The organism is Kitasatospora sp. NPDC057512, assembly GCF_042802135.1.
In the GTDB taxonomy this organism is placed as follows: Bacteria; Actinomycetota; Actinomycetes; order Streptomycetales; family Streptomycetaceae; genus Kitasatospora.
The window spans coordinates 1-13,044 of the sequence record NZ_JBHVET010000161.1 but is presented as its reverse complement, the minus strand read 5'-3'; the positions used below and the strand labels follow the sequence as shown (position 1 = coordinate 13,044).

The 13,044-nt window shown below is 73.2% G+C and carries 9 protein-coding genes; 6 read left to right on the top strand and 3 right to left on the bottom strand.

Annotated elements, in window-relative coordinates; all coding sequences use genetic code 11:
- Positions 1 to 273 precede the first annotated feature (273 nt).
- Both ACFU6K_RS13730 and ACFU6K_RS13725 read left to right on the top strand, forming a co-directional pair.
- A complete protein-coding gene (locus tag ACFU6K_RS13730; protein WP_380662883.1) occupies positions 274 to 2,688 on the top strand; it encodes a transglycosylase domain-containing protein in 2,415 nt (804 codons plus the stop codon).
- Between the two features lie 186 nt (positions 2,689 to 2,874).
- Complete coding sequence (locus ACFU6K_RS13725; protein WP_380662882.1) at positions 2,875 to 3,963, top strand: DMT family transporter; 1,089 nt, start codon at positions 2,875 to 2,877, stop codon at positions 3,961 to 3,963.
- Here ACFU6K_RS13725 and lepB read toward each other — a convergent pair.
- Both lepB and ACFU6K_RS13715 read right to left on the bottom strand, forming a co-directional pair.
- Positions 3,926 to 4,714, bottom strand: a complete 789-nt coding sequence (lepB, locus tag ACFU6K_RS13720; RefSeq protein ID WP_380662880.1) for a signal peptidase I — start codon at positions 4,712 to 4,714, stop codon at positions 3,926 to 3,928. The two genes, ACFU6K_RS13725 and lepB, sit on opposite strands and share 38 nt — an antisense overlap.
- Positions 4,715 to 4,988: 274 nt before the next feature.
- Positions 4,989 to 5,324, bottom strand: coding sequence for a chorismate mutase (locus ACFU6K_RS13715; RefSeq protein ID WP_380662878.1), 336 nt, complete (start codon positions 5,322 to 5,324; stop codon positions 4,989 to 4,991).
- Between the two features lie 276 nt (positions 5,325 to 5,600).
- Here ACFU6K_RS13715 and ACFU6K_RS13710 point away from each other — a divergent pair, with 276 nt between their 5' ends.
- Complete coding sequence (locus ACFU6K_RS13710; RefSeq protein WP_049649677.1) at positions 5,601 to 6,026, top strand: OsmC family protein; 426 nt, start codon at positions 5,601 to 5,603, stop codon at positions 6,024 to 6,026.
- 435 nt (positions 6,027 to 6,461) lie between these two features.
- Positions 6,462 to 8,591: a putative bifunctional diguanylate cyclase/phosphodiesterase gene (locus ACFU6K_RS13705; RefSeq protein WP_380662877.1), complete on the top strand. Its 2,130-nt coding sequence runs from the start codon at positions 6,462 to 6,464 to the stop codon at positions 8,589 to 8,591.
- A gap of 399 nt (positions 8,592 to 8,990) precedes the next feature.
- On the opposite strand, the gene ACFU6K_RS13700 is transcribed toward ACFU6K_RS13705, so the two are convergent.
- Complete coding sequence (locus ACFU6K_RS13700) at positions 8,991 to 10,082, bottom strand: LLM class flavin-dependent oxidoreductase (protein ID WP_380662875.1); 1,092 nt, start codon at positions 10,080 to 10,082, stop codon at positions 8,991 to 8,993.
- Positions 10,083 to 10,725: 643 nt separating this feature from the next.
- On the opposite strand from ACFU6K_RS13700, the gene ACFU6K_RS13695 reads away from it, so the two are divergent.
- Positions 10,726 to 11,313, top strand: coding sequence for a DedA family protein (locus ACFU6K_RS13695; protein WP_380662885.1), 588 nt, complete (start codon positions 10,726 to 10,728; stop codon positions 11,311 to 11,313).
- A gap of 427 nt (positions 11,314 to 11,740) precedes the next feature.
- Positions 11,741 to 13,024, top strand: coding sequence for a hypothetical protein (locus tag ACFU6K_RS13690; protein ID WP_380662874.1), 1,284 nt, complete (start codon positions 11,741 to 11,743; stop codon positions 13,022 to 13,024).
- Positions 13,025 to 13,044: the final 20 nt, after the last annotated feature.

The window sequence follows — 13,044 nt, the reverse complement described above, 5'->3', positions numbered from 1 at the left end:
CAGCTGACTCTTAATCAGCGGGTCCGGGGTTCGAGTCCCTGGCGGCGCACAGACATTGGGGAGCCTCTCGCAGCAGCGAGGGGCTCCCCGATTTTTTGGCCTCCGACGTCCGTTTTGCGTGTGATGTCGGTCTCGATTGGCGATCCGCCGGAGCTATCCGGCCCGTTCTGCTCGTCCAGGGCAGTAAAACCGGAATCGGGACAAAGGTCCCCAACCGCCGATGTCCCCGTCCGTGCAGGGCTGCCTCGATGCGCCCGCAGGAAAGGCCGCGCTTTGTCCAGAAACGCCCAGGGCGGCCGTCGCACGCCGTCGATCAGTCTCCGGCCGGTCAAGCGGCTCAAGCGCTCCACCGGCCCGGCCGGCGGGTCGGGCGGGTCCGGCGGCAGGAAGCCGCGCCGGCCGAAGCGCACCGGCTGGCGCCGGCTGATACCCACCTGGCGGATGACCCTGCTGGGCTTCGGCTCCGCACTGCTGCTCGGCATCGGCCTGTTCGCCCTCGGGATCGCCCTGGTGAAGGTGCCGGACGCGCACGCCGCCGCCACCGCCCAGAGCAACACCTGGCTCTACGCGGACGGTTCGGTGCTCACCCGCACCGGCCAGACCAACCGGCAGAACGTCTCCCTGGACAAGGTCTCCCCCGCCGCCCAGCACGCCGCGCTGGCCGCCGAGGACCGGAACTTCTACAACGAGGGCGCGATCAACGTCCAGGGCCTGGCCCGGGCCGCGGTCAACACCGCCAAGGGCCAGGGCACCCAGGGCGGCTCCACCATCACCCAGCAGTACGTGAAGAACACGTACCTGAACCAGAAGCAGTCGGTCACCCGCAAGGTGAAGGAACTGTTCATCGCCATCAAGGTGGACGCCACCGAGAGCAAGAACGACATCCTCTCCGGCTACCTGAACACCTCCTACTACGGCCGCGGCGCCTACGGCATCCAGGCCGCCTCCCAGGCGTACTTCGGCATCGACGCCTCCGCCCTCGATCCCGCCCAGGGCGCCTACCTGGCCACCCTGCTGAACGCCCCGAGCGCCTACGACGTCGCCACCGCGACCGCGGCGGGCAAGCAGAACGCCGTCAACCGCTGGAACTACGTGCTCGACGGCATGGTCAAGGAGGGCTGGCTCCCCGCGGACGAGCGGGCCAGGACCGCCTTCCCGGACGTCCGGGACCCCCAGCCCAACCCGGGCCTGTCCGGCCAGGCCGGCTACCTGGTCGACGCCGCCACCCAGTACCTCACCTCCAGCGGCGTGATCAACGAGACCGAGCTGGCCAAGGGCGGCTACACGATCAAGCTGAGCATCGACCCGGCCCGCCAGCAGGCCCTCCAGGACTCCGTCCAGTCCCAGCTGCACGACAGCCTGAACCCGGACAAGCGGAAGAAGGACGCGGCCGCCCAGGCCGGCGCCGCCTCGGTGGACCCGAAGACCGGCGCGGTCGTCGCCCTGTACGGCGGCGTCGACTACGTGAAGCACTACGTCGACAACGCCACCCGGCGCGACTACCAGGCCGGCTCGACCTTCAAGGCGATCGCACTGGCCGCCGCCTTCGAGAACAACGCCAAGACCCAGGAGGGTCGCACCGTCACCCCGCGCACGGTCTACGACGGCACCAGCGGCCGGAAGGTCCGCGGCGGCAAGGGCACCCCGTACGCGCCGCCGAACGAGGGCGACAAGAGCTACGGCCAGATCACCCTCCAGCAGGCCACCGACTGGTCGGTCAACTCGGCGTTCGCGCAGCTCGCGCAGGACACCGGGCTCCAGAAGGTCAAGGACACCGCCGTCGCGCTGGGCCTGCCCGGCAGCACCCCGGGCCTCGACCCGGTGCCGTCCATCCCGCTGGGCGCGGCCACCCCGAGCGTGCTCGACATGGCGGGCGTGTACGCCACGCTGGACAACGGCGGCAAGCAGATCACCCCGTGGCTGGTGCAGTCGGTGGACCGCGAGGGCGAGAACGTCGCGCTGCCCGCGCACAAGACCACCCAGGCGATCAGCGAGGACACCGCCAACCAGGTCACCTCGATGCTCCAGGGCGTGGTGAGCGACCCGGGCGGCACCGGCTGGCGAGCGAAGGGTCTCGGCCGACCGGTGGCGGGCAAGACCGGCACCACCGACGACCAGAAGTCGGTCTGGTTCGTGGGCTACACCCCCGAGCTGGTCACCTCGGTCGCCCTGTTCGGCCAGGACCCGGGCAACGGCTCCCAGGTCAGCCTGAGCGGCGTCGGCGGCATCGACGGCGCGGCCGGCGGCCAGTTCCCGGCCCAGATCTGGACCAGCTACATGAAGGCCGCGCTCAAGGGCCAGCCGGTCAGCGACTTCGCCACCCCGGCCGGCGGCGACTCCTCGGGCGCCACCGACCTGCCGACCGCCCCGAGCACGCCGAGCAGCGCCCCGTCGACGGGCGCCCCCAGCGGCGCTCCGAGCACCGGCCCCACCACGGCGCCGGGCGACGGCTCGGGCTCGACCCCGTCGGGCGGCACCGACGGCGGCGCGACCACCGCGCCGACGGCTCCGCCGACCAGCCAGCCCACCACCCAGCCCACCCGGCCGCCCCGGCCCACCCCGAAGCCGACGCAGACCACCCAGCCGACCGCGCCCCCGACCACCCAGCCGACCGGCCAGCCCACGGGCGGGACGGGCGGGACGGACGCGCTCGCGGGGGCGGGTGCCTCGTCCCGGTCCGGGGGCTGACGGGGGTCCGCTCACTCGGCCCGTTCACTCGGCCCCAGCCACCCTGTTGAGACCGGGTGGCCGGGGCCGAGTGCTCAGCCGGGTGGGCGGGACCGAGTGATTTCGCCGCTGCGTACGGTGCGGGGCAGGACCGAATGACGGAATGGCGCCTTACCCGATCATTGATATGACTGTCACAATGCGGCCGTGCACAGATCAACGGCCTCGCCCACCCTCCCTTCGGGCAGAACCCTCGGCCTCGGCCTCGCGCTCGTCTCCGCCTTCGCCTTCGGCGGCTCCGGCACCGCGGCCAAGCCGCTGATAGAGGCCGGACTCTCCCCCCTGCACGTGGTGTGGCTCCGCGTCACCGGGGCGGCGGTGGCACTCCTCCCGGTCGCCTACCGGCACCGGGACGCCGTCCTGCGCCGACCCGGCCTGCTGCTCGGCTTCGGCCTGCTCGCCGTGGCGGGCGTCCAGGCCTGCTACTTCGCGGCGATCTCCCGCATCCCGGTCGGCGTCGCCCTGCTCATCGAGTACCTCGGCCCACCGCTGCTGATCGGCTACGTCAAGTTCGTCCAGCGCAAGCCGATCACCCGCGGCGCGGCCATCGGCGCCGGCGTCGCGGTGACCGGGCTGGCCTGCGTGGTCGAGGTCTGGAACGGTCTGAGCTTCGACGCGCTGGGCGTGCTGTTCGCCCTCGGCGCGGCCTTCTGCCAGGTCGGCTACTTCGTACTCGCCGACGCCGGCCGGCACGGCGACCGCCCGGTCGACCCGCTCGCCGTCAGCGCGTTCGGGCTGCTCGTCGGCGCGGTGCTGCTCACCGTCCTCACCCGGCCGTGGCAGGCCGACTGGAGCCGGCTCGGCGGGTCGGTGGTGATGAACGGACACACCCTGCCCGCGATCATCCCGGCCGCGTGGATGGTCCTGATCGCGACCGTGCTCGCCTACCTGACCGGGGTGATCTCGGTCGGTTACCTCTCGCCGCCGATCGCCGGGGTCGTCGCCAACCTGGAGGCCGTGGTCGCCACCGTGACGGCCTGGGTGCTGCTCGGCGAGCACCTCGGGGTGCCGCAGATCGCGGGCGGCCTGCTGGTGCTGACCGGCGCCTTCGCGGCGCAGGCGAGCAAGCCTGCGGAGGCGGGAGCGGGGACGGGAGCGGGCTCGGGGGCGGGTTCGGGGACAGGAGCGGGCTCGGGGGCCGACGGCCCTGGAGCCGACGGGCCCGGCGCTCCCGACCGGGTGGCCGCCGAGCGCGGGATCAGCGGCCGGTCCAGCCGAACCAGTCGAGGTGACTGAGCGGCCACACGACGGCCGACACCGGGCCGACCACGTTGTCCACCGGCACGGCGCCGCCGCCCGGGCCGTGCTGGTGGTAGCGGGAGTCCGCGGAGTCGCTGCGGTGGTCGCCCTCGACCCAGACGTAGCCCGAGGGCACCTTCACCGGCCCGAAGTCCAGCCCGGCGCAGGAGTCGTCCCCGGGGTGCAGGTACGGCTCGTCGACCTTCCGCCCGTCGACGGTCAGCGTGGTGCCCTCGCACTGCACGGTCTGGCCGCCGGTCGCGATGACCCGCTTGACCAGGTAGTTGTCGTCCTTCGGCGGCACCAGGCCGACGAAGCTGAGCACCGAGCTCACGGTGTTGGTGACCGGGTTCGGGTCGGTCGGCTGCGGCGGCAGCCAGCCCCCCGGGTCCTTGAACACCACCGGCTGCCCCGGCTCCGGCTCCCAGCCGGTCAGCGGCGCCAGCTTGTTCACGCCGACCCGGTCGCCGATCCGCAGGGTGTTCTCCATCGAGCCGGACGGGATGGTGAACACCTGGAACAGGCAGGTCTTGATCAGCAGCGCGACCACCAGGCCGACCGCCGCCATCACCGGCAGCTCGATCCACCACGGCCGGGGACGCCGGCCCGGTCGGCGGGCCGTACGGCCGCGCGAACCGCGCGCCCGACGGCGGGCCTCGGCGCGGCCGCCGGACACCTCGTGGACGTTCGACGCGGAGCCGCTGGGGGCTCCGGCCCCGCTGGGCGTTTCGGGCAGGTTCACCGCCATCGTCGCTGCTCCACCTCTCCGGCTGGGGAAAACTGCACGCTACGCCAACCGTGGAGCCTGGCGAAATCGGTCATTTAGCCGCCGCCGACATCGCCGGGTGTCCCGGGGCCGCCCGGGGGTCGCACCAGGGATCACCGGGGGGGGTCGCCTGGAGAGGGCTGGGAAGTGCCGGGAACGACCAGGGCCCGCTGCCGGCGGTCCGCTCCGTCTCCGTTTCCGGATACGGGTGCGGGTGCGGGTGCGACGGGCGTCGGCCTCGGACCCCGGGCCCGGGTCAGGCGCGGGCGATGGCCTCGTGGTGGCGGATGACCTCGGCGATGATGAAGTTCAGGAATTTCTCCGCGAAGACCGGGTCCAGCTTCGCCCCCGCCGCCAGCTCCCGCAGCCGCTTGATCTGGTCCCGCTCGCGCGCCGGGTCGGCCGGCGGCAGCTTGTGCTCGGCCTTGAGCCGGCCGACCCGCTGGGTCGCCTTGAAGCGCTCGGCCAGCATGTGGACCACCGCGGCGTCGATGTTGTCGATGCTCTCGCGCAGGCTGGTCAGCTCGGCCCGTACGGCGTCGTCGATCCCCTGGGGCAGACCGGCGTCGGGGGTCGTGGAGTGGTCCGTCATCGGGGCGGCTCCCGGTGTCTGGAGTGGGCGCCCGACCGTACGGCGGCCGGGCTCGGGCCCGGGCAAATCTAACAGGGCCCCCGCTCCGGCCCCGCACCGTCGGACGGAACCGTCCACGATCCGGACAGCGGACCGGAGCCGCCCGCCGGCGCCGCGCACCGCCCCGTCGCTGCGGCGTGACACGCCGGACCGGGGAGGTCCCTGCCCGTAGGCTGGGGCCCGCATGACCGGAAGTGACCGCTCGAACACTCTCCCTCAGCACTGGAGGAACCGATCGTGGCAACCACCCGCACCGCCCGTACGGCCTGGGAGGGCAACCTCGTCGCCGGCCAGGGCCAGGTGACCTTCGAATCGTCCGGCATCGGCACGTACCCGGTGTCCTGGCCGTCCCGCGCCGAGCAGGCCAACGGCAAGACCAGCCCGGAGGAGCTCATCGCCGGCGCCCACTCGGCGTGCTTCTCGATGGCCCTCTCCCACGGCCTCACCGGCGCCGGCACCCCGCCCACCACCCTGGAGACCCAGGCCGACGTCACCTTCCAGCCGGGCGAGGGCATCACCGGCATCCACCTGACCGTCACCGGCACGGTGCCGGGCCTGGACGAGGCGGGCTTCGTCAAGGCCGCCGAGGACGCCAAGGCCAACTGCCCGGTCAGCCAGGCCCTGACCGGCACCACCATCACCCTCACCGCCAAGCTGGCCTGAACCGCACCCCTTACTTCTTCTCCACCGCGACCCTCGGGGACCGGCCGACGTCCGGCTCCCGACCCGTGTCCGGCCCGCGTTCGGCGCACGACCGGTCCGCGTCCGGCGCACGGTCGGCGCCCAGGGGCGCGGCTTCAGCGCACGCGCCCCTGGCGCACATCATGTGATGTGCACCGGGGGCGTCTGCACGTACCGCCATCCATGATCACAAAGCGGGCGAATCACCCTGGCGGCGGTCACCGCGTGTTGCCGTCGCGGCCTATGATCGGCCGCAGCGCCCTGTCCTTCAGGCGGGTCCCCGCGCACCGGCGCCCCACGACGGGCGGCCCAGCGGCGGACCGACTCCGAGGACCACGACAGAGTGCGGAGCCGACCGCCGGGTCCCGACTGGCCGGCCGGACATCGTCAAGCGTCAGCAGCGGACGGGAGCATGCCGTGCCGGGCCAGAACGAGGGGGCCGACGCACACCACCCGGGCGGGCGGCACGAGGAGTCACCGTGCCACCGCCACCTCGCCTCTCCGGCCCTGGAACCAGTCCTTGAACCGGTCCTTGAACCGGTCCTTGAACCGGCCCTGGGACCCACCGCCGGATCAGCCGCCGGGCCCGTCTCCGGATCCGTCACCGGGCCGACCGCGGGGCCCGTCACCTCCTTCACCGCCTGTGGGACGCTGACCGAGCCGGAGCCGCTGATCTGCCCCACCTGCGCGGCCCCGCTCAGCGGCGACGCCCATCGGGAACGGGGACTCGGCAGCGGCAGCCGGGAGAGCATCGACACCGACCGGCTGCTGGCGGCGCTGCGGGCCAGCGAGTCCCGGTTCCGGGCCGCCTTCTGCGACGCCGTCATCGGCATGGCCCTGATCGATGCCGAGGACCGGATCATCGAGGTCAACCCCGCCTTCGCCGCCCTGATCGGACGGGGCGTCGGCGACCTGGTCCGCACCCACCTGCACGAGATCATCGACCCGGAGGGCATGCCGGACCGGCTCTTCTCCGAACTCGTCTGCGGCGAGCGGGAACGGTTCCGCGTGGAGAAGCAGCTCAAGCACCGCGCGGGCCACATGGTCTGGAGCAAGGTCACCGTCTCGCTGATCCGGGACGGCGCCGGCAGCCCCCTCTACACCCTCGCGCTGGTGGAGGACATCACCGAGCAGCGGCGGCTCGGCGACCGGCTGGAGTACCAGGCCCTGCACGACCCGCTGACCCGGCTGCCCAACCGGACCTACTTCTTCGAGCGGCTCGACGCCGCCTGCCTCGCGCCGACCGACCAGCCGGGCCCGGTCGGCGCCCCGGACGAACGCCGGGTCGGGGTCTGCTACCTGGACCTCGACGGCTTCGCGGCGATCAACGAGGCGCTCGGCCACCACATCGGCGACCAGTTGCTGATCGCCGTCGCCACCCGGCTGCGGCGCGGATTCGACGGGCGCGACACCCACCTGGTGGCCCGGATGGGCGGCGACGAGTTCGCCGTCCTGGTCACCGACAGCCTGGGCAGCGAGCAGCTGACCGAGCTGGCCGCCCGGATCCTGGAGGTGCTGGAACGTCCCTTCGACGTCGCCGGGCACCGGCTGGTGATCACCGCCAGCGTCGGCGTGGTCGAGCGGTCCGTGCACGAGACCACCTCGACCGACCTGGTCAAGGACGCCGACGCCACGCTCTACTGGTCCAAGGCCGACGGCCGCGCTCGCTGGACCCTCTACGACCCGGACCGCGGCGCCCACCAGCTCACCCGGCAGCTGCTCGCCACCGCGCTCCGCCCGGCCCTGGAGCGCGGCGAGTTCGCGATCGAGTACCAGCCGCTGGTCGGCCTGGCCGACGGCACCGTGCACGGCGCGGAGGCGCTGGTCCGCTGGCGCCACCCCCGCTACGGGACGCTCTCCCCGGACCGCTTCATCCCGCTCGCCGAGGAGACCGGCGCGATCGTGCCGCTCGGGACCTGGGTACTGGAGGAGTCCTGCCGCCAGGCCCGGCAGTGGCTCGCCGAGTTCCCCGAGACCGAGACCTTCGTGAGCGTCAACCTGGCCGCCCGCCAGATCTGGGACTCCGACATCGTCGCCGACGTCGCCCGGGCCCTCGAACGCACCGGCCTGCCGGCCCGGCTGCTCCAGCTGGAGATCACCGAGAGCGCCCTGCTCGGCCCCGGCGGCCGGCCCCTCCAGGCCCTCCAGGCGCTCGCCGACATGGGCGTGCGGATCGCGATCGACGACTTCGGCACCGGCTACTCCAACCTGGCCTACCTGTCCCGGCTGCCGGTGCACGTGCTCAAACTCGACGGCACCTTCATCGAGGGCTTCCGCGAGCCCTCCCCGACGGACCGGCCCGGCCGCCCGGAACTCGGCTCCCGCCGCAGCGACGCGGACGAGCAGATCGTCGGCGCGATGGTGCAGCTCGCCCACACCCTCGGCCTGACCGTCACCGCCGAGGGCATCGAGAGCGCCGCCCAGGCCGAACGCCTGCGGCTGACCGGCTGCGACACGGCCCAGGGCTGGTACTTCGCCCGCCCCGGCGAGGCCGAACTCGTCGCGGCCATACTCCGCGACGGCCGCCCCGCCCTACACGGCCGTTAGCCGCGAGGGAGGACGGGTCGGAAACGGGGCCGGGTCGGCGCTGCTGCCCCGTCCAGGGCGGGCACTCAGCCCACCCCGCCGAAGCCCAACCGGCTACGGCCACACTCCGCGACACCCCCCGCCCCACACGGCCGGCAACCGCAGGAGCAGGCCGGAAACGGGCCGGGGCCGGCCGCGGCCGGGTGCACGAGGGCGGGGGTCGAGGCGGTCACGGCCGGGGCCGTCAGGGGCGCCGCAGTGAGGAACCGGGAGGACCGGGCGAGGGCGGGGCGGGCCGACGACTCGGTCCGCGCCCCTGCCGGCCTGGTCCGCGCCCCTGCCGACCGGAGCGCGGCGCCGGGCCTCCCGGCGGCGGTCACGGCCGTGGCAGGACCGCGGGCCGTCAGTCCCGGCGGCCGGTCACGCCGGCGCCGTCAGGCCGTACGCCTCGGCGATCAGGCCGTACGAGCGGAGCCGGGCCTCGTGGCCGTGGATGTGCGAGGTGACCATCAGCTCGTCCACGCCGGTCCGCTTGCGCAGGGCCTCCAGCCCGTCGGCGACCCGGCCCGGGTCGCCGAGCACGACGTTGTCGAGCCAGCTGTCGATGAAGTCGGCCTCGACCGGGCTGTACGGGTACTCCTCGGCCTCCTCCGGGGTGGGGATCGGTCCGGGGTTGCCGCGCCGCAGGCGGAGCATGCCGAGGGCCGCGGAGCGGGCGAGGCGCCGGGCCGAGGGCTCGTCGTCGGCGGCGACCGCGCTCACGCCGATCAGCGCGTACGGCTCGGCGAGCACGGCGGAGGGGCGGAAGGACGAGCGGTAGAGGTCCAGCGCCGGGACGGTGTTGGCGCTGCTGAAGTGGTGGGCGAAGGCGAACGGGAGGCCGAGGCGGCCCGCCAGCTGGGCGCTGAAGCCGGAGGAGCCGAGCAGCCAGACCGGCGGGCGGCCCTCGCCCTTGGGGACGGCCGTCAGCCGGGCGTAGGGGTGGCCGTCCGGGAAGTCGCCGTCGAGGAAGTGGGTCAGCTCGGCGAGCTGCTGCGGGAAGTCGTCCGCGCCTTCGGCGAGGCCGCGGCGCAGCGCCCGGGCGGTGGCCTGGTCGGTGCCGGGGGCGCGGCCGAGGCCGAGGTCGATCCGCCCGGGGTGCAGGGCCTCCAGCAGGCCGAACTGCTCGGCGATGGCCAGCGGGGCGTGGTTGGGGAGCATGACGCCGCCGGAGCCGAGCCGCAGCGTCGTGGTGTTGGCCCCGAGGTGGGCGAGCAGGACGGCCGGGGTGGAGCTGGCCACTCCGGGCATGCCGTGGTGCTCGGCCACCCAGAAGCGGTGGTAGCCCCACTGTTCGGCCCGGCGGGCCAACTCGGTGGTGGCGGCGAGGGCCTCGGCGGGCGTGTGGCCGACGCCGACCGTGGCCAGGTCGAGGATGGAGAGCGGGGCGGGTGCCGTTCCCCGGGCGGTGCCCCGGATCGCCGTGTCGGCCGCCGGTTCGGCCCCGTGCTCCTGCTGGTCCTCGGTGGTCATCCCGTCCGCCCTCCTGGCTGCCGTCCTTGAGCCGACCGTCGTGGCCGGCCGCGCGGGCCCGGGTGGTCCGCCGGTCGCTGTCGCCGACCGGGGTCAACCACGGCCGCGGGCTCACTGTTCCCGCCTCGGGGATGTCGTCCGGCCACGGTCCGCGTGGGTTTCGGCCATTTCGCACGGGCGTCCGACCGACCGTTCGGCTGACGGAGAGCCAGCGGGCGAACACGGCTGGCGACTTCCCGCCAGCGCCGGAAGTCGCCAGCCAAGGCTCTCGCGACCGGGGGTCGGCGTCCGGCAGGCTTGGGCCCAGAGACGGACCGCCGGAGCGGGACCCGCACTCCACCAGCAAGATCGTCGGGCTAGACCAGCACCGGACGATCACTGCGAGCCCTCGGCGCGGCACCCCGCCCCGGGGGCTCGTTCCAGTTCCGGCGGCCCTCCGCCGCCCGGGCGCCCTCGCCCCGGCCGACCCGGACGCACGGTCCTGACGCATGGCCCGCCGCGTCGGGGCGCGGCCGGAATCAGCAGTCGTGATCCATGCCATACCGGGGTGCTTCATGGCATGAAAAGTCGAGGCGCTAGCGTTGACCCCTGCAGCCACCTGCTCCCCCGGGAGGCACGGAGGGAGTAAAGGGCCTTGAACTTCGTGGCCGCGATCGGATCCTCGTGGATCTGCGCGCTGGCGCTCGTCGCCGTGCTCGGGGACGCCCTTCTTCCGTTCATCCCCAGCGGGACGCTGGTCATCCTGGCCGTGCTCAAGACCTCGCAGATCAACGGCGCGCCCCTGATGCTCGGGCTGGGCGTGGCGGTGGCCTCCTTCCTGGGCGACCTCCTGCTGCTCAACCTGGCCCGGCGCGGCGCCCCGGTGCTGCACCGCCGGCTCGCCCGGCGCCCGAAACTGGCGGCCAGCGTGACCCGGGTCCAGGAGGCCCTGATCGAACGCCCCCACGGGGCGGCCGCCGCGATGGTGGTGATCGCGCGGTTCGTCCCGGCCGGCCGGACCGTCCTCGACCTGGCCATCGGCCACTCCCCCGCCCATCCGCACCGGTTCCTGCACTGGTCGGCCCTGGCGGCACTGGTCTGGGCCGCCTACATCGTGACGCTGGGCTGGCTGAACAGCCACTGGTTCAACACCGCCTGGCTGAGCCTCGTGGTCTCCTGCGCGGCCGCCACCGCCATCAGCACCGCGATCGCGCGCATGGTGCGCCGCACCCGGCGGCTCGCCGCTCTCTGACGGCCCGCCCGACACCCCTCCCCGTCCTCCCTTCCTTTCCCCCTCCCCTTTCCCCTCCCTCCGGGCCCGCCCGAAGCGGCCCCATAGCGGGCTTCGGGGCGCCCGGCCCAGCAAGGGGCAAAAGTTTTCCCAAAAGGGCGACCAACCGGGCCGAACGCTGACGAACTCAGGCGGGGAGCGGACCGACCGGCGGTAGCGTACTGACCGGACCGCACGGGGCGGGAAGCGTCACAGGACGGCAACAGTCGAGGCATCCCCGCAGCCCAGCCGTACGCGCCCGGCGTGTTGAGGGTCGTCAGCGCTCGGCGACCTTGGTGGCCGCTGCGGCGACATGACATGCTAACGGCGGAATACTCATCAATTGCCCGATTTGACCGGTGCGGCCGCAGGCCGCCCTCACCACCGGCATCGGCACCCAGGGGAGACCATGACCAGCATCTCGCGCAGGACGGTGCTCAGCGCAACCGCCGCGACCGCGGCCCTCGGCGCGGTCGCGGCCTGCTCCAGCGGCGGGTCCGGCTCGGGCCAGGGCTCCGCCTCCCCCGGCCCCGGCCCCGGCGGCGCGAGCACCACCCAGGGCGGCAGCGGCGACCCCACGCAGGCGGTGGTGCCCAAGGGCACCCCGATCGGCGACGGTTCCAACGCGGACACCGGCCCGCAGCCGAACCAGCCCAAGCCCGAGAAGCTCAAGCCGGGCGAGCGGCCGCCGCAGTTCGTGGTCTTCTCCTGGGACGGCGCCGGCGGCACCGAGGACGGCCAGTTCCCCCGCTTCCTGAAGCTGGCGGAGCAGCACAAGGCCACGATGACCTTCTTCCTCTCGGGCATCTACGCCCTGCCCAAGGGCAAGGCGGACCTGTACCACCCGCCGAAGCACTCGGTCGGCGCCTCCGACATCCCGTACCTGTCGGACGGCGCGGTGAAGAGCACCCTCAAGCTCATCAGCCAGGCCTGGCTGGCCGGGCACGAGATCGGCACCCACTTCAACGGGCACTTCTGCTCCAGCCGTCCGGACAAGAACGGGGTCAACGTCTGGACCCCGGAGGACTGGCAGAGCGAGATCGACCAGGCGATCGGCTTCGTCACCCAGTGGCGGACCAACACCGGTTTCACCGACGTCGACCCGCTCCCCTTCGACTACAAGAAGGAGCTGATCGGCGGCCGCACCCCGTGCCTGGAGGGCCAGAAGGCGCTGCTGCCGACCGCCGCCAAGCTGGGCTGGAAGTACGACGCCAGTTCCTCGGGCGGCCTGCAGATATGGCCGCAGAAGGTGCAGGACGGCAAGGTCTGGGACTTCCCGCTGCAGTCCATCCCGTTCCCCGGGCACACCTTCCAGGTCCTGTCGATGGACTACAACATCCTGGCCAACCAGTCCGGCGGCAGCACCAAGGGCGACCCGGCCAAGTACGGCGACTGGCGCACCCAGGCCACCAACTCCTACCTGGCGGGCTTCGAGCGCGCGTACAACAGCAACCGCGCGCCGTTCTTCATCGGCAACCACTTCGAGCAGTGGAACGGCGGCATCTACATGGACGCCGTCGAGGAGACCCTCAAGACCATCGCGGGCAAGCCCGACGTCCGACTGGTCTCCTTCAAGCAGCTCGTCGAGTGGCTGGAGGTGCAGGACCAGTCCACCCTGCGCAAGCTGCGCTCGCTCAACGTCGGCCAGGCGCCGGCGGGCGGTTGGGAGAGCTTCCTCGGCACGGCGGGCTGACACCGGGGAGCGGTGGAACG